Annotated in this window: 18 protein-coding genes; 13 read left to right on the top strand and 5 right to left on the bottom strand. The window is 72.7% G+C overall.

The features are described from left to right. Positions 1-145: 145 nt before the first annotated feature. From FHY02_RS10440 to FHY02_RS10380, 13 genes are all read left to right on the top strand, one after another. The gene (locus tag FHY02_RS10440; protein WP_183921858.1) at positions 146-661 is read left to right on the top strand and encodes a hypothetical protein; all 516 of its coding nucleotides are present in this window, start codon (positions 146-148) and stop codon (positions 659-661) included. Further along, positions 658-846: a hypothetical protein gene (locus tag FHY02_RS10435; RefSeq protein ID WP_183921857.1), complete on the top strand. Its 189-nt coding sequence runs from the start codon at positions 658-660 to the stop codon at positions 844-846. Before FHY02_RS10440 ends, FHY02_RS10435 begins: the two co-directional genes overlap by 4 nt. Continuing rightward, positions 843-1241 (top strand): DUF3168 domain-containing protein, encoded by a 399-nt coding sequence (locus FHY02_RS10430; protein WP_183921856.1) that lies wholly within the window; start codon positions 843-845, stop codon positions 1239-1241. The genes FHY02_RS10435 and FHY02_RS10430 overlap by 4 nt, the downstream gene beginning before the upstream one ends. A gap of 346 nt (positions 1242-1587) precedes the next feature. Continuing rightward, positions 1588-1989 (top strand): phage major tail protein, TP901-1 family, encoded by a 402-nt coding sequence (locus FHY02_RS10425; protein WP_183921855.1) that lies wholly within the window; start codon positions 1588-1590, stop codon positions 1987-1989. Further along, complete coding sequence (locus FHY02_RS10420; RefSeq protein ID WP_183921854.1) at positions 1986-2315, top strand: GTA-gp10 family protein; 330 nt, start codon at positions 1986-1988, stop codon at positions 2313-2315. Before FHY02_RS10425 ends, FHY02_RS10420 begins: the two co-directional genes overlap by 4 nt. Beyond that, positions 2312-2536 (top strand): phage tail assembly chaperone, encoded by a 225-nt coding sequence (locus tag FHY02_RS10415; RefSeq protein WP_260172841.1) that lies wholly within the window; start codon positions 2312-2314, stop codon positions 2534-2536. Before FHY02_RS10420 ends, FHY02_RS10415 begins: the two co-directional genes overlap by 4 nt. Further along, positions 2529-3080, top strand: a complete 552-nt coding sequence (locus tag FHY02_RS10410) for a tail tape measure protein (protein WP_183921853.1) — start codon at positions 2529-2531, stop codon at positions 3078-3080. Before FHY02_RS10415 ends, FHY02_RS10410 begins: the two co-directional genes overlap by 8 nt. Beyond that, entirely contained in the window at positions 3080-5359 is a 2280-nt protein-coding gene (locus FHY02_RS10405; RefSeq protein WP_183921852.1) for a DUF2460 domain-containing protein, read from the top strand. Before FHY02_RS10410 ends, FHY02_RS10405 begins: the two co-directional genes overlap by 1 nt. After that, on the top strand, positions 5356-6159 hold the full coding sequence (locus FHY02_RS10400; protein WP_183921851.1) for a DUF2163 domain-containing protein: 804 nt from the start codon (positions 5356-5358) through the stop codon (positions 6157-6159). Before FHY02_RS10405 ends, FHY02_RS10400 begins: the two co-directional genes overlap by 4 nt. Positions 6160-6269: 110 nt before the next feature. Then, positions 6270-6797, top strand: coding sequence for a C40 family peptidase (locus tag FHY02_RS10395; protein WP_260172840.1), 528 nt, complete (start codon positions 6270-6272; stop codon positions 6795-6797). A 331-nt stretch (positions 6798-7128) separates the two neighbouring features. Beyond that, the gene (locus FHY02_RS10390; protein WP_183921850.1) at positions 7129-9228 is read left to right on the top strand and encodes a phage tail protein; all 2100 of its coding nucleotides are present in this window, start codon (positions 7129-7131) and stop codon (positions 9226-9228) included. Positions 9229-9394: 166 nt separating this feature from the next. Beyond that, positions 9395-9895: a DUF2793 domain-containing protein gene (locus FHY02_RS10385; protein ID WP_183921849.1), complete on the top strand. Its 501-nt coding sequence runs from the start codon at positions 9395-9397 to the stop codon at positions 9893-9895. A gap of 120 nt (positions 9896-10015) precedes the next feature. Further along, the gene (locus tag FHY02_RS10380; protein WP_183921848.1) at positions 10016-11140 is read left to right on the top strand and encodes an OmpA family protein; all 1125 of its coding nucleotides are present in this window, start codon (positions 10016-10018) and stop codon (positions 11138-11140) included. Between the two features lie 553 nt (positions 11141-11693). Here FHY02_RS10380 and FHY02_RS10375 read toward each other — a convergent pair. From FHY02_RS10375 to thrS, 5 genes are all read right to left on the bottom strand, one after another. Further along, positions 11694-11882, bottom strand: coding sequence for a hypothetical protein (locus tag FHY02_RS10375; RefSeq protein ID WP_183921847.1), 189 nt, complete (start codon positions 11880-11882; stop codon positions 11694-11696). Between the two features lie 249 nt (positions 11883-12131). Further along, positions 12132-14942, bottom strand: a complete 2811-nt coding sequence (locus FHY02_RS10370) for a TonB-dependent receptor (protein WP_183921846.1) — start codon at positions 14940-14942, stop codon at positions 12132-12134. A gap of 211 nt (positions 14943-15153) precedes the next feature. Continuing rightward, positions 15154-15687 (bottom strand): translation initiation factor IF-3, encoded by a 534-nt coding sequence (gene infC, locus FHY02_RS10365; protein ID WP_183921845.1) that lies wholly within the window; start codon positions 15685-15687, stop codon positions 15154-15156. An 83-nt stretch (positions 15688-15770) separates the two neighbouring features. Continuing rightward, on the bottom strand, positions 15771-16109 hold the full coding sequence (locus tag FHY02_RS10360) for a hypothetical protein (RefSeq protein WP_183921844.1): 339 nt from the start codon (positions 16107-16109) through the stop codon (positions 15771-15773). Positions 16110-16182: 73 nt separating this feature from the next. Then, positions 16183-18168 carry a threonine--tRNA ligase gene (gene thrS, locus FHY02_RS10355; protein WP_183922045.1) on the bottom strand — a complete coding sequence of 662 codons (1986 nt, stop codon included), beginning with the start codon at positions 18166-18168 and terminating at the stop codon, positions 16183-16185. Positions 18169-18211: the final 43 nt, after the last annotated feature.

The following is an 18211-nucleotide window of genomic DNA, read 5'->3' as shown; positions in this document are numbered from 1 at the left end:
GGACCGCCCGGCGCAGCCGGGTGGTGGAGGGGGCTCTCCGCTAACTCACCGGCGCGTGAGTGGACAGCCCCCTCCACCATGCTTCGCATGGTCCCCCTCCCCGTGCCGGGGAGGATCTAGTTCTACCCACATCAGGAGAACCGTCATGCCGATCCTCAGCGGCGCGCCCGGCACGGTGGCGCTGGGCGAGGCCGATCGCGGCGCCGCGCTGACTGCGCTGCGCGCCGAGCTGCGCGCTGCCGCCACCGATGACGACGCGCTCGCGCTCGCGCTGGTCGAGACCGCGCTCGGCGCCGCCGAGCTGTTCCTCGGGCAGGTGCTGATCGCGCGCGCGCTGGTCGCGGCGCTGCCCGCGCGCGCCGCGTGGCAGCCGCTGCCCGCGCGCCCGGTGCGCCACGTCGAGGCGCCCGCCGCGGCGATGGTCGACATCGACGAGCAGGGCATCGGCTGGGTCCGCACCGCCGCGCCGGCCGAGATCAGCTTCACCGCGGGGCTGGCGGGCGACTGGGCCGGGCTGCCGCCCGCGCTGCGCCATGGCGCGGTGCTGCTCGCGGCCTATCTCTTCGCCGATCGCGGCGGCGCGACGCCGCTGCCCGCCGCGGTCACCGCGCTGTGGCGACCGCACCGGACGCTGCGGCTGGCCGCGGAGGCGCGCGCGTGAGCGGCACGGTGGAGCGGATCGCCGCGCGTCACGTCGCCGCGGCCCGCACGCGCGTCGCGGCGCGGCTGCGCGCGCTGCTGCCCGGCGCGCGGGTCGAGCTCGTCGACGAGGGCGTCGCGGTGAGCGGGCGCGGGCTGGTGCGGCGCTGGCTCGCCGACCCGCGGCTCGGCTGGTGGCGCGCGTGAGCGGCGCGGCGGAGGGCGCCTCCGCGGCACTGCGCGCGGCGGCGCTGGCGGCGCTGCGCGACATCGGCGTGACGCGCGTGTTCGACGGCAGCGCGCCGCGCGCGGCGGTGCCCTATGCGCTGCTGCGCGAGCTCGCCGCGACCGATTGGGGCAGCAAGACGCACGACGGGCGCGAGCTGCGGCTGGGCGTGACGATCCGCGACGAGGGCGAGAACGGCGCGCGCGCCGAGCGGCTCGCGGCGGCGGCGGAGGCGGCGTTGCTCGCGTTGCCGGCGCGCGCGGGCGCGTGGCAGGTGGTGAGCGTCGCCCCGGTGCGGCTCGCGCTGGTGGCGGAGGCGCCGGCGCGCTGGGCCGCGCTGGTCGACGTCCGCGTAAGGATGCTGCGGGCGGGGTGAGGAGGGCGGCGCTGGCGCTCGGCGTGGTCGAGACCAGCGACACTCGCGTGTCGCCGCCGAGCACGACCGCCTCCCTCCATCGTTCCTCCTCTTTCCGTCATCCTTGCTCCCTCCGTCATCCCCGCGAAGGCGGGGATGCAGACGCGCGGGTCTCACGATCGAAGAGCGGCGCGCACGGCTCTGCCTTCTTCCCGCGTGCTCAGCGGCCGGGGCTTCGGCGCCGATGTCCACGAAGGAGCCGGCGCGTCAGCGTGTCTGGATCCCCGCCCTCGCGGGGATGACGGGAATAGAACGCGGATCACGGGATTGGCCGCCGCGGATCACATCATCAACCAGGAGAACCGACATGGCAGCGGAGAGAGGCAGCGCGTTCCTGCTCAAGGTGGCGGACGGCGCGGGCGGCCATCGCACCGTCGCGGGGCTGCGCACCACGCAGCTCAGCGTCAACGGCGAGGCGGTCGCGATCACCAACAAGGATTCGGGCGGCTGGCGCGAACTGCTCTCCGGCGCGGGCGTGCGCTCGGTCAGCGTCGCCGCGGCGGGGATCTTCACCGGCTCCGCCGCGGAGGCGCGCGTGCGCGCCAGCGCGCTGGCGGGGACGCTCGACGACTATCGGCTCACCTTCGAGAGCGGCGAGGCGCTGGCCGGGCGCTTCCTCGTCACCAAGCTCGACTATGCCGGCGATTACAACGGCGAGCGCAGCTACACGCTGGCGCTGGAGAGCTCGGGCGCGGTGGTGGCGGCATGAGCGCGGCCGCGAACCCCGCGCCCGCCAATCCCGCGAGGGGCGAGGCGGCGATCCGCGTCGCGGGGGAGAGCTTGGTGCTGCGCCCGAGCTTCGCCGCGCTGGTCGCGGCCGAGCAGGAGCTGGGGCCGCTGTTCGCGCTGGTCGAGCGCGCCGCGGCGGGGCAGCTCGCGCTGGCCGAGCTGGTGGCGCTGTTCTGGCACTGCCGCCACGACTGGCCCGCCGCGCTCACCCGCGACGCGCTCGGCGAGGCGCTGGTGGCGGGCGGGCTCGCCGCCGCCACGCCGGCGTTCCACGCGCTGCTGCGCCAGGTGCTCGCGGGACGATGAGCGCGCCTGAGAGCGACGAGATGGCCGACGCCACCTTCGCGGCGGCGGCGACGCGGCTCGCCGGGCTGGCCGCGCTCGCGCTCGGCTGGCGCCCGGACGAATTCTGGCGCGCCACGCCCGCCGAGCTCGCCGCGCCGGGCGAAGCGCTCGCGCCCGAGCGACCCCCGCCCCCCGACGCCGCGCTGCGCGCGCGCTTGCAGGAGATGTTCCCCGATGGATGAGGAGATCGAGCGGCTGGTGATCGGCGTGCGCGCCGACACCGCCGGTTTCGCGCGCGACCTCGACACGATGCGCGGCCAGGTCGAGGGCCCGTTCGCGCTCGGCGCCGCGCGCGCCGGGCGCGGGCTGGAGCACGCGCTGCTCGAGGCGGTGCGCAAGGGCAAGCTTGGGCTGGACGAGCTGCGCGGCGTGGCGATGGGGGCGATGGACGCGGTGGCGCGCGCGGCGCTGCGCGACGGCGTCGCCAGCGTCACCGGCGGCGGCGGGGCGACCGGGCTGCTCACCGGATTGCTCGGCGGGCTGTTCGGACTGGGCCACGGCGGGGGCGGCGGGCGCGAGCGTGGCGCGCCGATGCCGTCCTTCCCGATCCAGCGAAGCGCCGGTGGGATCGACCTGCTGCGCGAGACCGCGGCGCCGTCGCGCCGCGGCGACCTGCGGCTCGCCATCACGGTCAACGCGCACGCGGGCGAGGCGCCGCGCGCGCTGGAGCGATCGGCACGGCAGGTGGCGCGCGCGGTGCGCGCCGCGCTCGAGGAGGCGGAGTGATGCCCTATTGGCTCGCCACGCAGCGCGCCGAACAGGCGACCGACTGGCTCACCCGCTTCGACCCGCGCTACTGGACGGTCAACTTCCCGCGCCCGATGATGGCGGCGGCGACCAACCCCGCGCCCGACGTGCTGCGCGTCGACGCGGTGTTCTACCGCCGCGACGATCTCGCCGGGATCATCTGGGAGAGCGTCGACCGCCACGACCATCCGCTGCTCGGCTACGACACCGCGCGCGACTATCGCGCCTGCCGGCTGCGCTTCCGCTGGCGCTCCCACGGGATACGCGCGCTCGACCAGGTCGACGGGCCGACGCTGACGATCGAGGGGCGCGACGCCGCCGGTCGGGCGCGCGCCTGGTACGTGCGGCTGTGGAACTACGCCAAGGGCGCGCCCGAGGACGCCGAGGTGACGCTCGACTTCGCCGCGCTCGACGCCGGCTTCGCGCTGCCGGCCGACCGCGATCCGGTCTGGGCGGGCGACATCGACCGGCTGTTCGTCTCGCTGGTCGCGCCCGGCTACGACCGGGGGGACGCGCCGCTCGACGCGCCGGCGGAGGGCTGGGCCGAGCTCAGCGGCATCACCGTCGACGGCGCGGGCGCGGTGCTGGCGATCGGCGACGTGGTGGTGCCCGCGCACGACCTGCGCGTGGCGAGCGGCTACGACGACCATTACCACCTCACCCCGGCGCGGCTGCTGCGCAACGCGCTCCAGCTCGGCTATCGCGGCGCGATCGACCATTATGTCGGGATGAGCCACTATTTCCGGCTCGAGGCGGTGGGCGGTGGCGCGGACACGCGCTGGCTGGTGAGCCGCCGCGGCGGCACGCTCAACGCGCCCTGCGCCGCCTGGCACGCCGATCTGGCGCGGCGCGCGGCGCGGCTCGGCTATGAGCTGATCTGGTCGCTCTCCTACGAGCTGCTCGACCGGCATTGCTGGGACGACTGGAAACAGCGCGCCGCCGATGGCGCCCCCGCGCTGACCGGCTGGGACCCACCCTCGACGCTGCTGTCGCCGACCCACGCGGGCGCGATGGACTATCTGCACGCGGTGGCGCGCGCCTTCGTCGCGATCGGCGTGGGCGCGGGTCTGGCGCCACGCTTCCAGGTCGGCGAGCCGTGGTGGTGGATCACCGCCGACGCGCGACCCTGCCTCTACGACGCGAGCGCGCGCGCCGCGCTCCAGCCGGTGGCGGTTCCCTCGCTGCGTGGCGCGTTCGACGCCGCGCAACTCGCGACGCTCGACCGCGCCGCCGCCGCGCTGGCGCGCTCCACCGCCGCGCTGGTGGCGGCGGTGTGCGGCGACTGGCCGGAGTGCGTGACCTATCTGCTGATCTACCTGCCGACCCTGCTCGATCCCGCCATGCCGGGCGCGCGGCGGCTCAACCTGCCGAGCGACTGGGCCGCGCCCGCCTTCGACCGGCTCCAGCTCGAGGATTACGACTGGGTCACCGCGGGCGCGACCGGCGCGAGCGAGCGCGGTGCCGCGCTGGTGGGCGCGACGCTCGGCTACCCGGCGGAGCGGCAGGAGTATCTCGCCGGCTTCGTGCTGCGCGCCGACGACAGCGGCGAATGGGCGCCGATCCTCGCCGCGGCAGCGGCGGCGCGGCGGCGCGGCGTGGCGGCGCGCTACCTCTGGGCGCTGCCGCAGGTGCTGCGCGACGGGCTGGTCTACTGGCAGGGGGAAGATGACATGGACGCGTTCGACGACGTGCTGTTCCCGCTCGCGCTGGGGCGCGAGGCCGAGGTGGCGCCGGGCTTCTCCACCGCGGTGACGACCAGCGCGGGCGGGCACGAGACGCGCACCGTCGCCTGGGCCGAGGCGCGCACCCGCTACGACGTCGGCCCCGGCGTGCGCAGCGAGGCGGATATCGCGCTGCTGCTCGCCTTCTATCGCGCGCGCCAGGGGCCGGCGCGCGGCTTCCGGCTGCGCGACCCGTTCGACTGGCAGGCGAGGGAGGTCGTGCTGGGCCATGGCGACGGCGCGACACGGCGTTTCGCGCTGGTGACTCGCTACGGCGCGGCGACGCGGCGGATCACGCGACCGGTGGCGGGAACGCTGCGCGTCGCGGTGGCGGGGGCGGCGACCGCGGCGTTCACGCTGGAGCCGCTCGGCGTGATCGTGCTCGACGACGCGCCCGCGGCCGGCGCGGCGGTGACCGCGTCGTTCGACTTCGACGTGCCGGTGCGTTTCGCCGAGGACCGGCTGAGCGTCGCGCGCGCCACCTATCTGGCAGGCAGCGCACACAGCGTGCCGCTGGTGGAGCTGCGCGAGGCATGAGCGACCGGGTGCTGGCGCTGGCGCTGTGCTGGCGGCTCGAGCGGCGCGACGGCGTCACGCTGGCGCTGACCGCGCACGACCGCGACCTCGTCATCGACGGGCTGGTGTATCGCGCCGCGCCGGGGATGACGCCCTCCGCGGTGGCGCTGGGCAGCGGGCTCGACGCCGACACGATGGCGGCGGAGGGCGCCTTCACCGCCGCGGCGATCACCGCGCGCGACCTTGCCGACGGGCGCTGGGACGGCGCGCGCGTGGTCTGCTTGGCGATCGACTGGAGCGATCCGGGTGCCGCGCCGCTCCCGCTCGGCGAGGGGCGGATCGGCGCCGTGACCGCGCGCGACCGCGACTTCACCGCCGAGCTGAGCGGCGCGCAGGCGCGGCTCGACCGCCCCGCGGTGGAACTCACCGCCCCGACCTGCCGCGCCGAGCTGGGCGACCGCCGCTGCCGCGTGATGATGGCGGCGCGGCGGCGCTTCGCGCGCGTGGTCGCGGCGGAGGGAGTGGCGGTGACGCTCGACGCGGCGGAGCCGGTGGCGGGGGCCTATGCGGGGGGCGTGCTGCGCTGGTTCGGCGGCGGCAACGCCGGGCTGGTGAGCGCGGTGGCGACCTCCGCGGGCGCGGGCGTGACGCTGGACGAAGCGCCGCCGCACGCGGTGGCGGCGGGGACGCTGGTGGAGCTTGTGGAGGGCTGCGACAAGAGGCTCGCGTCCTGCGCGGGGCGGTTCGGCAGTTCGGTCAACTTCCGCGGCGAGCCCTATGTGCCAGGGAACGACCTGCTGACGCGCTATCCGGCGGGGTGAGGGGAGCTGGCGTGGCGGAGATCGGCGCAGAGGGAGATCCTCGCGGGATCGAGACCTCCTCAATCCTCCCCAGCACGGAGCGTCGGGTCGAGTCGTCCGCCGGACGATCCTTGACCATGCAGGACATGGTCAACCCGATGCTGGGAACCGCCGCGCGCAGCGCAGTCGTGGAGGGGGGCTTCCGCACTCGCGCCGGCCCGCTTGCGGAAGCCCCCCTCCGTCAGCGTTTCGCGCTGCCACCTCCCCGCTCGCGGGGAGGATCTTGCGTCCTCGCCGCCGCGCGCTCGCTGATCGGCGTGCGCTTCCGCGCGCAGGGGCGTGACCCGGCGCTCGGGCTCGACTGCGTCGGGCTGGTCGCGGTGGCGCTCGCGCGCGCCGGGGCCGAGGTGACGCTGCCGCGCGACTATCGCCTGCGCCGCGGCACGCTGCCGCCGCTCGCGCTGCCGCCCGGGCTGGTCGCGTGCGACGGCGCGCGGCCGGGCGACGTGCTGCTGCTGCGCGTCTCGCCGGCGCAGCTCCACCTCGCGCTGCGAGCCGAGCGCGGCCTCCTCCACGCCGACAACGTCGCCGGGCGCGTGGTGGAGCGCCCGGGCGAGGCGCCGTGGCCGCTGGTGGCGGCGTGGCGCTGGCGCGGGTGAGCGGGGCTGGTCGCACGCGACAGGGTTCCCCGGCAAAGGCCGGGGCTCAGGTGGGGGACGATGCTGGCAGGCCGAGGCGTTCCGCCGCCATCGACCCACCCGCTGTCCGCCGGGGCAGAGCGCCGGGAGCGGCGCTTCGTCCGGGATCCGCCCGGCGAGCGAGGTCGCGCGGTTCCGGTCCCGTGAGCGACCACCCCGGCGGACGCGCGGTCCAGCTGGGTAACGTCCGCGAACCTCACGCCGGCATTCCCAGCTGGGCCCCGGCCTTCGCCGGGGCACGAGGCGCCCCCAACCTCGCGCGCCAACCGCATCACCATGGAGACGCACCCGCATGGCCACGCTCGTCCTCTCCACGCTCGGCCGCGCGGTCGGCGGGCCGATCGGCGGCACGATCGGCGGGCTGCTCGGGCACCAGCTCGACCGTGTGCTGTTCGCGCCGCGCCACCGCGCCGGGCCGCGGCTGGCCGAGCCGCGCGTGCAGAGCGCCGCCTACGCCACGCCGCTGCCGCTGCTGTTCGGCGTGACCCGGGTGGGCGGCACCCTGCTGTGGTCGACCGAGCCCACCCCCGCCGCTCACGCCGCGCACGGCAAGAGCGGGCGCGGCGGGGGCGCGGGCTACACCGCGTCCTTCGCGGTGGCGCTGTCGGCGCGCGCGATCGTCGACGTGCGGCGCATCTGGGCCGACGGCCAGCTGCTGCGCGGTGCCGCGGGCGACTGGAAGAGCGCCACCGGCTTCCGCCTCTACCATGGTACCGAGGACCAGCTGCCCGACCCGCTGATCGCCGCGCACGCGCCCGACGCGCCCGCGTTCCGCGGCATCGCCTATGCGGTGTTCGAGCAGCTTCAGCTCGCCGACTTCGGCGGGCGCGTACCGATGCTGTCATTCGAGGTGGTCGCCGACGCGGCGCCGGTGCGCGTCGGCGACGTCGCGCGCGCGATCGGGGCTGGCGCCATCGTCGGCCCCGGCCCCGACGCCACCGTCGACGGCTATGCCGCCAGCGGCGATAGCGTCGCGGGCGCGCTGGCGCCGCTGGCGAGCCTCACCGGCGGCTGGTTCGTCGCGGTGCCCGGCGGCGTCGCGCTCGCCGACCGCTGCGACGCGACGCTCGCCCTCGACGACCCGATCGCGCGCGCGACGCTGCGCCGCCCGGTCGAGACCGCGCCGCGTGCCGTGACGGTGGCGTATTACGACGTCGCGCGCGACTATCAGGTCGGCGCCCAGCACGCGCGGCGCGGCGGCGCGGGCTGGCGCGAGGAGACGGTGGAGCTGCCCGCGACGGTCTCCGCCGCGCGCGCCGCCGCGCTGGCGCGCGACACGCTGCGCCGCGCCGAGCGCGCGCGCGTGTCGTGCACGGTGACGCTCGACGCGCGCGCGCTGGCGGCGCGGCCCGGCGTCGCGGTGCGGATCGACGGCGAGGCGGCGGTGTGGCGGGTGACGCGCGCGCGCTACGAGCAGCACGCGGTGACGCTCGAGCTCGCCGCGCTCGACGATGCGCCCATCGAGGCGGCGCCGGCCGACGCGGGAGCGGCGCGGTGCGCGCCCGACGTCGCGGTCGGCGCGACCCTGCTCGAGCTCGCCGAGCTGCCGCCGCTCGACGACACCGCGCCCGCGGTAGAAGGCGTGACGGTGTTCACCGCGGGCACCGCGCCGGGCTGGCGCCGCGCCGCGCTGCTGGTGAGCGACGACGCCGGGGCGAGCTGGAGCGCGGCGGGCGACACCGCGCCGGCGGCGGTGATCGGCGCGCTGGCGTCGCCGCTCGCGCACGCGCCGGGGACGCTGGTGGACCGCGCCAACACGATCGAGCTGCTGCTCGCGCATGACGACATGGCGCTGGAATCGTGCGGCCCGCGCGCGCTCGACCGCGGTGCCAACCTCGCCCTGGTCGGCGACGAGCTGGTGCAGTTCGCCGACGCGCGCCAGCTCGCGCCGCGGCGCTGGCGCCTCGCCACGCTGCTGCGCGCGCGCCGCGGCACCGCGGCGGCGGCCTGGCCCGCGGGCGCGCGCTTCGTGCTGGTGGAGCGCGCGAGCAGCGTCGTTGTGGCGCCGCCGGGCGCGCGCGCGGGCGACACGCTGCGCCTGCTCGCCGCGGGGGCGGGCGACGCCGCGCCGGTGGGCGCCGAGCGCGTGCTCGACGGCAGCGCGCTGGCACCGCCCGCGCCGGTGCACCTGCGCGCGCGCGCCACGGCGGACGGGGCGACGCTGCTGCGCTGGGTGCGCCGCAGCCGATATGGCTGGCGCTGGGACGAGGCCCCGGTGCCGCTCGGGGAGGAGCGCGAGCTGTATGTCGTGACGCTCGACGACGTGCGCCGAGTGACGGTGGCGGCGCCGGCGCTGCTGCTGCCGGCGGGGCACGGCGTGCGCCGCGTGGCGGTTCGGCAACAGGGCACGCTGGCGCTCTCGCGCGCGGCGGAGCTGGTGCTGAGAGGGTAAGAAGGTGTGATCGCGCAGGGCGGCGGCGGCGCAGCGGGGGTGCGCGCGGCCCGTCGGCTGGCGCCCCTCACGGCCTCGATGCGACGGCGCTGGAGCGCGGGCGCCGGCTCGTCCCGGCTTCGCGTCAGCACCGCTCGGCCACCACAAGGCAAGCAGGAGACGTTCGATGAGCGACGACACGACCGCGCGGCTGGCGCTGCCGCTGCTGGTGAGCGGCCAGGCGCACAAGGAGGAGACGCACAACGAGGCGCTCGCGCTGATCGACCTCGCGCTGTGCTGCGCGGTGGAGGCGAGCGGCGTCGACGCGCCACCCGAGGCGCCGCTGCCGGGGCAGTGCTGGATCGTCGGCGCCGCGCCGCGCGGCGCCTGGGCGGGGCAGGCGGGCGCGTTCACCGGATGGACCGGCGCGGGCTGGCAGTTCGTCGCGCCGCGCGAGGGGCTGCGCGCCTGGGACCGAGCGCGCCAGTGCGTCCTCGCCTACACCGCCGCGGGGTGGGAGAGCGGCGTCATGCGCGCCGCGCGCGTGCTGGTCGACGGGCAGCAGGTGGTCGGCGCGCGCGCGGCGGCGATCGCCGATCCGGGGCAAGGCGACGGCGACCCAGTGGCGCGCGCCTGTCTCGCCAACATCCTGGCAGCACTGCGTGCACACGGACTTATCGCGTCGTGAGCATCGGCGGTGGTGTTGTAATCGCGCAACAGCACTCGGGATTTGTCAGCTTGTTCGGAAACCAACTAGCCGATAGTGAGTTTGCGCTGTCCGTAGTGACACCATGGAAAGGGGATTATGATGCGTAAGCTTGCCATGATCATGGCGCTTGCCTCCACCGCCCTCGCCACGCCCGCGCTCGCGCGCGACAAGGCGTGGTACGTAGGCGTGGAAGGCGGCGCGATGATCGTCGAGGATATCGATTGGGATATCGCTGGCTCGACCACCTCGCTGACCGGCACCGGTACGACGGATTCCAAGTACGGCTGGGACGTCGACGGGATCATCGGTTATGACTTCGGCGCGTTCCGCCTCGAGACCGAGGTCGGCTACCGTCGCGCGTCGGTCGACAGCTTCCGGACCACCGCTGGCGTGCCGATCAGCGGCACCGCGCAGCTGCCGGCGGGCACCTATGACAATGTCGGCGGCCGCACCTCGGCGCTGAGCTTCATGGTCAACGGTCTGCTCGACTTCGGTGAGGACGACGGCCTGCAGGGCTTCGTCGGCGGCGGCGCCGGCGTGGCGCGGGTCCAGGCGCGCCTGAACCCGAGCAACTCGTACACGCTGCTCGACGACTCGGACACGGTGTTCGCCTGGCAGGCGCTCGCGGGTATCCGCGCGCCGCTCAGCGATCACCTCGACGTCTCGCTGAAGTATCGCTTCTTCAACGCGGACAACGTCGAGCTGTTCGACGCGCGCGGCAGCTCGTACGACGGTCGCTTCCGGTCGCACAGCCTGCTCGGCGGCGTGACCTACAACTTCGGCGCACCGGAGGAGGCTGCTCCGCCGCCGCCGCCGCCGCCGCCGCCGCCGCCGCCTCCGCCCCCGCCGCCGCCGCCGCCGCCTGAGGTGGTCTGCTCGCCGGGTCCGTTCATCGTGTTCTTCGAGTGGGACAAGTCGGACATCACCCCGGAGGCCGCGTCGATCCTCGACAACGCCGTCACCCAGTATCAGAACTGCCAGAACGCGCAGGTCATGCTGGCGGGTCACGCCGACCGTTCGGGTTCGGCCAAGTACAACGTGGGGCTGTCGCAGCGCCGCGCGGACTCGGTCAAGGCGTACCTGACCTCGAAGGCGATCCCGGAGAACGTGATCAGCACCGAGGCGTTCGGCGAGAGCCGCCCGCGCGTCGACACCGCCGACGGTGTCCGCGAGGTGCAGAACCGCCGCGTGGAGATCACCTACGGTCCGGGTGCGGGCCAGTAAGGTCGATCGCTACGGCGAACGAGATGGGGAGGTCGGCGCGAGCCGGCCTCCCTTTTTCGTTGCGATCAGGGCTAGGCGCCAGTCCGCTACGTCCTGTTGTTCCGACCGGTCGTGGCGGTGAAGAGGACCGGCGACATGGTCCCTTGAGCAGGCCCTCGCGCGCAACGAGCCGTCGCCCTCCACGTGGCGAGCGTCGCGGCTACCGGATACCACCAGTCCTCGGGCGGTCAGGCGCGACAGGCGGCTTCCCGGCGCCGTCGAGCGTGATGCTCGAACGAAACGACCGCAGAGGCGCGTGGGTCGCTCCTGCTGGTAAGGGCCACGCGGTATCCCGCTATCGCTGTTCTGTACTCCTGCGCACGCAGAGGCCGAGGATGTCGCGCCTGATCCAGCATTGCTCTGCTTGGTCCGGGGTGCCGGCATTCGCCGGAACACACTGACGCGGCGCGCAGGTCGAGTTCCCTCGCGATGATGTCGCCGAGCGAAGGTGTCTCTCTGCAGCGCCGACGAGGAGCGCCGCTGCCGCCAGACACGTCAGCCGCGATGTCTCTCCTCAATAAGGCGCGCACTTGCGGCGGCGGGCGTGGCCCTTGGGGGTGAGCACGAGATGGCCGAGACGTTCGCGCACGAGCCCCTCGCGCATCATCATTCCGATCGTGTCGGGGTGCTGGCTCCGCGAGACGATGAGGCTGCTGCCCGCGCTGCGCGCGGTCCAGAGGATCTGTTCGAGCTGCTCGGCCATGGATTGGCCGAGAACGTCCACGTTCATCATTTCACCCCCACGGGCGCTCGGGCGATCTTGCTGATTTATTCTATCGCAAGAAGCCCCTAGTCAGAACCGATTCGCCGATGTTCGCGGCAGATCATTAACCCAATTTGACGAAGATAAGGTTAATAGATTCGACAAGAACGCAGTGGGACGAGCGAGTCGAGCGACGGATCGAGCCGCGGACGCCACCGCGCGGGGCGGTGGCGCCAAGTCGAGCATGGATCAGAAGCGGGTGCGCAGAGTCACGCCATAGGTGCGCGGCTCGGCCAGGAACGACGAGAACAGTTGATTGCCGACGCCGCCGAAGCTGCGCACCTGCTCGAGGCTGCCCGCGCCCTGGAACGGCGTGTTGAACGCCACCTGCTGATAATCGGTGTTGAGCAGGTTCTGTGCCCAGACCTCTACCGCCCAGCGCTCGTCGCGCCCGCGCAGCCCGACGCGCGCGTTGACCAAGGTGAAGCCGTCCTGGATCTTCTCGGCGAACAGATCCGAGCCAGTGTTATAGTCCGACGACGTGCGCTGATCGACGTAGAACAACGCGCTCATCCCACTGTCACCGATCGGCGGCGTCCAGCTCAGCGACGTCGTGATCACGTTCCGCGGTGCGTTCGAGATCTGTGCGCCCGAGAGCAGGAACAACGCCGGGTCGAGCGCCGCGCCCGCGTCCGAGCCGACCAGATTGCGGCGATATTTGGTCTCGGCCAGCGTATAGCCCATCGCGAAGGCGAGATGCTCGACCGGATAGATCCCGGCCTCCAGCTCGACGCCCTGGCTGCGCACGCCGTACTTGACGTCGCCGGTGCAGACGCCGGTCGTCGCGCTGGAGTCGCGGTCGGCACCGTTCAGGCTTTCCGAGCAGGAGCCGATATTCTCGACGACATAGTTGGTGCCGTTGAAGGTGTTGAGCTGGAAGTTCTTGAACTCCGAGCGGAACGCCGCGGCATTGAAGGTGAAGGCGCGGCTCGAATATTTAAAGCCGACCTCATAGGCGTTGACCGTCTCGGGATCGAAGCGCAGCCGCCCCGCGTCGATATTGGCGATCGTCGCGGGATTATAGGCGTCGCCCAGGTCGGAGCGGTCGAGGTTGTAGCCGCCCGCCTTGTAGCCGCGCGAGTAGCTGGCATAGGTCATCAGCCGGTCGCTCGGTTTCCAGCTCAGCACCGCGGTGCCGGTGAACTGGCTCTCGCTGAAATCGTCCGCGATCTGGCGGCCGTTGAGCGCGGCCGAGCTGTTGCCGGTGCAGGCGAGCGTGGCGATGCCGCGGGTGAGCGCGGCGAGTTGCGCGTTGTTGAAGAGGTTGCCCGCGGGGCCGGCGCCGAGCAGGGTCTGGATCTGCGGGCAGACGGTGTTGTTGTTGCCGAAGCTGGCATCGAACTTCTTGCGCTCGTGCGTCCAGCGCAGGCCGCCGGTGAGCGAGAGCGTGTCGCTCAGCTTGAAGATGTTATGCGTGAACAGCGCGAAGCTCTGGCTGTCCTGGTTGTAGACGTCGCGCGTGGTGCCGAGGTCGTTGAGCGTGCCCAGCAGGCGGATGTTGGCGAGCAGCAGCGGCGTCGCGGCGCCGAACGCCGGGGTCGTCCCGGGCACCTGCCCCGAGAGGATCGCGGTGCCGGCGGCGCTGAGGCAGCCGGGATTGGCGGGGTTGCGCAGCGCGGCATTGGGGTTGATCGTGGCAACGATGCGGCACGCCGCGAAGGCACCATAGTCGCGGCCGAACTTGAGGTTGTCGACGACCTGCAGGTCTTCCTTGCTGTAGAAGCCGCCGATCAACCAGTTGAGCCGGTCGCCGAAGGCCTCGCCGTTGAGCCGCAACTCCTGGGTGAAGGTGTGGAACTGGCGGTAGTTGTTGCCGTCGTTCGGACGATAGCCGATGTCGAGCACGTTATAGTCGATGTCGCTCGCGCCGTCCGACTTGTACTCGCGATAGGCGGTGATCGAGGTGAGCGAGGCGCCGCCCAGGTTCCAGTCGATCTGGCCCGAGCCGCCATAGTCCTTGGTCACGTTCGAATAGGCGCGCCCGGGCGTGTTGGCGATGCGGCGGCTGTACGGGTCGCTCCCGCTCGGGAAGACCGAGCCCGCGGGATAACCGCGCAGCGCGGCGAGCGAGGTCATCACGCTGACGATACGGTTACCGGCCGGGTTGATGGCATAGTCGCCGGGGGTGCCGGGCGTGGGGTCGATCTTCTCGCGCGTGTCGACATAGACCGCGCCGCAGCATTTCTCGTCGCGGCGGGTGTAGTCGCCGATCAGCCGCAGCGAGAAATTGGACGAGGGCTCGAGCAGCAGCTGGCCGCGGACGAAATAGCGGTCACGGTTGTTGAAATCGGTGTCGTTGGCGACGTCCTGGTAGAAGCCGTCGCGCTTCTGCCACACGCCGTCGACGCGAAAGGCGAGCACGTCCTTGATGATCGGGCCGGTCAGCGCCCCTGCCGCGCGCCAGAAGTCGTAATTGCCGTAGGTGCCCTCGGCATAGCCGCCGAAGTCGAACGACGGCGCCTTGGTGTAGATGTTGATCGCGCCCGCCGAGGAGTTGCGCCCCGACAGCGTGCCCTGCGGCCCGCGCAGCACCTCGATCCGGTCGACCTCGCCGAGGTCGTTGAGCCCCGAGCCGGTGCGGCTGCGGTAGACGCCGTCGATGAACACCGCCACCGAGCTCTCCAGCCCGGGATTGTCGCCGACCGTGCCGACGCCGCGGACGCGCGCCGAGGCGTTGGCCTCCGATCCGGTGGAGGAGACGTTGAGCGAGGGGGCGAGCTGCGCCATCTGACGGATATCGGTCGCGCCCGAATTCTGCAGTGCCTGCTGGCTCACCGCGTTGATCGAGATCGGCACGTCGGCGAGCCGCTCGGAGCGGCGGGTGGCGGTAACGACGATGTCGTTGGCGTTGAGCTCGCGCGTGTCGCCGGCCTGGTTCGATGCGGTGTCGCTCTGCCCGTCGACGGCGGCATTGCTGGTCACCGGGCTGGCCTGCTGTGCCAGCGCGGGCGCCGCGACGATCATCGCGGCCGACGACAAGAGGATGTTGCTCAGTCGCATGGCGGTCCCTCTCCCAAGGTCCTGTTATCCCGACCCTCGTTTTCGAAGGTTCGGTATTGGGGAGAGATTAGCGCACGCCTAAGGTTCGTCTAGCGCTTTCGTGCCCGGCGTGGTGATTTTCAATATCGGGTGTGGAGCGCGCGCAACGCCGCGGCGGCGCGACGCTACGGAATGCAGGCGGGCCGCGGCGCGTGGCCGCGGCCCGATCGGCTCACTTGGGCGCGAGCACCATCAGCATCTGCCGGCCTTCCATGCGCGGATAGGCCTCGACCTTGGCGACCTCGGCGACCTGCTCGGCGACGCGCTGGAGCACGTTCATGCCGAGCTGGCCGTGGCTCAGCTCGCGGCCGCGGAAGCGCATCGTGACCTTGACCTTGTCGCCCTCGCCGATGAACTCCGCCACCTTCTTCATCTTGGTGTCGTAATCGTGATCGTCGATGTTGGGACGCATCTTGATCTCTTTGATCTCCTGCGTCTTCTGCGACTTGCGTGCGAGGTTCGCCTTTTTCTGCGCCTCGTACTTGAACTTGCCGACGTCGAGGAACTTGGCGACGGGCGGATCAGCGTTGGGCGACACCTCGACGAGATCGAGCCCGACCTCGCGCGCCTGCTCCATCGCCTCGCGCGTGTACATCACGCCGAGGTTCTCGCCCTCGTGGTCGATCACGCGGACCTTGGGGCTCTGGATCCACTCGTTGAAGCGGGGCCCGTTCATCGGAGGCGCCTGCATCGGCCGGCGCATCATGGGGGGAGGTATAGGTAAATCTCCGTTGGCTGTTCTGCCGGCCAATATAAGGGAGAATGCGCGCTTTTAGAAGGGGCGGCGAGTCATCGCGGCGGCTGGCGGTGCGCGGGGGCGTCGAGCAGGCTGCGCGTGGCGCGATCGCGGTTGTCGATCTCGGCGCGCGCCGAGTCGGACAGGCCCCCGCCGGCGGCGTAGCGCGCGCCGATCGCGGCGTTGACGTCCACCTCGGCCTCGGCGCGGCGGGCATCCCCGCGGGACAGGCGACCGGCGCGCCGCTCGCGCGTGATGCTGTCGCGCGTGGTGGAGAGATCGGGCGCCACGCCCGAGTCGGGGCGTGGCGTCGGCGCGATCGGTCCGGGACGCTGCGCCGCGGCGGGAGCGGCGAGGAGGAGTGGCAGGAGGAGCAGAAGGGCGGAGCGCATCGACGTTTCTCCCAAGATCGGAACGGCTGCTCCAACCAACACCCCCACACGGGTCAGCCCGTGCCCGCCCGCCTCAGCGCAGGTCGGGCGGAGTCGCCTCCCCGCGCAGCATCGCCACCGCCTCCTCGAGCGTCAGCGCCTCCTGCGCCTGGCTGCCGAGCCGGCGCAGCGCGACCTTGCGCTCCTCCGCCTCGCGCTTGCCGACCACCAGCAGCACCGGCACCTTCGCCACCGAATGCTCGCGCACCTTGTAGTTGATCTTCTCGTTGCGCGTGTCGGTCTCCACCCGGATCCCGGCCGCGCGCAGCGCCGCCGCCACCTCGGCGGCGTAATCGTCCGCGTCGGAGACGATCGTCGCCACCACCGCCTGCACCGGTGCCAGCCACAGCGGGAAGCGCCCGGCGTGGTGCTCGATCAGGATGCCGATGAAGCGCTCGAACGTGCCGAGGATCGCGCGGTGGAGCATCACCGGGCGGTGGCGCTGGCCGTCCTCGCCGACGTAGCTGGCGTCCAGCCGCTCGGGCAGCACGCGGTCCGACTGGATCGTGCCGACCTGCCACGTCCGCCCGATCGCGTCGGTGAGGTGGAACTCGAGCTTGGGGGCGTAGAAGGCGCCCTCGCCGGGCAGCTCCTCGAACCTCGCCTTGATCGCGTCCGACAGCCCCGAGGCATGCACCGCGTCGCGCAGCTCCTGCTCGGACGTGTCCCACATCGCGTCGTCGCCGAAGCGCTTGTCGGGGCGCAGCGCCAGCTTCACCGCATAATCCTCGAAGCCGAGGTCGCGGTAGACGCTGTCGAGCAGCTCGCAGAACTTGCGCACTTCCTCGACCAGCTGGTCCTCGCGCACGAAGATATGCGCGTCGTCCTGGGTGAACTGGCGCACGCGCATGATGCCGTGGAGCGCGCCGTGCGGCTCGTTGCGGTGGCAGCAGCCGAACTCGGCCATGCGGATCGGCAGGTCGCGGTAGCTCTTGATGCCCTGCTTGAAGATCAGCACGTGCGCCGGGCAGTTCATCGGCTTGAGCGCCATCAGGTCGCCCTCGCCCGACAGCACCGGCCCCTCTTCCTCAACGTTGGGGATCTCGTCGGGGACGACGAACATGTTCTCGCGATACTTGCCCCAGTGGCCCGACTGCTCCCACTGGCGCGCGTCCATCAGCTGCGGCGTCTTCACCTCGGCGTAATCGGCGGCGTCGAGACGGCGGCGCATATAGGCCTCGAGCTGGCGCCACAGCACGAAGCCCTTGGGGTGCCAGAACACCGAACCCTGCGCCTCGGCCTGGAGGTGGAACAGGTCCATGTCCTGGCCGATACGGCGATGGTCGCGCTTGGCCGCCTCCTCCAGCATGTGGAGGTGCGCGTCGAGCTGCTTCTTGTTGAGCCAGCCGGTGCCGTAGATGCGGCTGAGCATCGCGTTCTTCTGGTCGCCGCGCCAATAGGCGCCCGACACGCGCGTCAGCTTGAACGCCTGCGGGTCGAGCCGCCCGGTCGTCGGCATGTGCGGGCCGCGGCACATGTCGAGCCACTGGCCCTGGCGATAGATCGTCAGCTCCTCGTGATCGGGCAGCTCGGCGGCCCATTCGGCCTTGAAGGTCTCGCCCTGCCGCTGCCACGTCTCGATCAGCTGCTCGCGCGTCCATACCTCGCGCGTGAACGGCTCGTTGCGCGCGATGATGCGGCGCATCTCCTCCTCGATCGCGGGCAGGTCCTCGTCGGTGAACGGGCGCTCCTTCGGCGCGAAGTCGTAGTAGAAGCCGTCGTCGGTGGCGGGGCCGAAGGTGATCTGCGTGCCCGGGAAGAGATGCTGCACCGCCTCGGCGAGCACGTGCGCCAGATCGTGCCGCGCCAGCTCGAGCGCCTCGGCCTCGTCGCGCTGCGTCACCAGCGCCAGCGTCGAATCCTGCGTCAGCGGGCGCGAGAGGTCGCGCAGCTCGCCGTCGACTCGCGCCGCGATCGCGGCCTTGGCCAGCCCGGGCCCGATCGCGGCGGCAATCGCCGCGGGCGTGGTGCCCGGCTCCACCTCGCGGACCGAACCGTCGGGCAGCGTGATCGAGAGCATGTCCATGGAGTATCTTCCTGCGAGAACCGTGGGGCACGCCCTA

This window comes from Sphingomonas sp. BK069 (genome assembly GCF_014193405.1).
Taxonomy (GTDB): domain Bacteria; phylum Pseudomonadota; class Alphaproteobacteria; order Sphingomonadales; family Sphingomonadaceae; genus Sphingomonas.
Note: the sequence above shows the minus strand (reverse complement) of the source record. Positions and strands in the feature narration are given on the sequence as shown.

Excerpts from the sequence above, each read along its gene's own strand:
- FHY02_RS10440 (WP_183921858.1), top strand. The coding sequence starts at position 146 with ATGCCGATCCTCAGCGGCGCGCCCGGCACGGTGGCGCTGGGCGAGGCC.
- FHY02_RS10425 (WP_183921855.1), top strand. The coding sequence starts at position 1,588 with ATGGCAGCGGAGAGAGGCAGCGCGTTCCTGCTCAAGGTGGCGGACGGC.
- FHY02_RS10420 (WP_183921854.1), top strand. The coding sequence starts at position 1,986 with ATGAGCGCGGCCGCGAACCCCGCGCCCGCCAATCCCGCGAGGGGCGAG.
- FHY02_RS10415 (WP_260172841.1), top strand. The coding sequence starts at position 2,312 with ATGAGCGCGCCTGAGAGCGACGAGATGGCCGACGCCACCTTCGCGGCG.
- FHY02_RS10410 (WP_183921853.1), top strand. The coding sequence starts at position 2,529 with ATGGATGAGGAGATCGAGCGGCTGGTGATCGGCGTGCGCGCCGACACC.
- FHY02_RS10405 (WP_183921852.1), top strand. The coding sequence starts at position 3,080 with ATGCCCTATTGGCTCGCCACGCAGCGCGCCGAACAGGCGACCGACTGG.
- FHY02_RS10400 (WP_183921851.1), top strand. The coding sequence starts at position 5,356 with ATGAGCGACCGGGTGCTGGCGCTGGCGCTGTGCTGGCGGCTCGAGCGG.
- FHY02_RS10390 (WP_183921850.1), top strand. The coding sequence starts at position 7,129 with ATGGCCACGCTCGTCCTCTCCACGCTCGGCCGCGCGGTCGGCGGGCCG.
- FHY02_RS10385 (WP_183921849.1), top strand. The coding sequence starts at position 9,395 with ATGAGCGACGACACGACCGCGCGGCTGGCGCTGCCGCTGCTGGTGAGC.
- FHY02_RS10380 (WP_183921848.1), top strand. The coding sequence starts at position 10,016 with ATGCGTAAGCTTGCCATGATCATGGCGCTTGCCTCCACCGCCCTCGCC.
- FHY02_RS10375 (WP_183921847.1), bottom strand. The coding sequence starts at position 11,882 with ATGGCCGAGCAGCTCGAACAGATCCTCTGGACCGCGCGCAGCGCGGGC.
- FHY02_RS10370 (WP_183921846.1), bottom strand. The coding sequence starts at position 14,942 with ATGCGACTGAGCAACATCCTCTTGTCGTCGGCCGCGATGATCGTCGCG.
- infC (WP_183921845.1), bottom strand. The coding sequence starts at position 15,687 with ATGATGCGCCGGCCGATGCAGGCGCCTCCGATGAACGGGCCCCGCTTC.
- FHY02_RS10360 (WP_183921844.1), bottom strand. The coding sequence starts at position 16,109 with ATGCGCTCCGCCCTTCTGCTCCTCCTGCCACTCCTCCTCGCCGCTCCC.
- thrS (WP_183922045.1), bottom strand. The coding sequence starts at position 18,168 with ATGCTCTCGATCACGCTGCCCGACGGTTCGGTCCGCGAGGTGGAGCCG.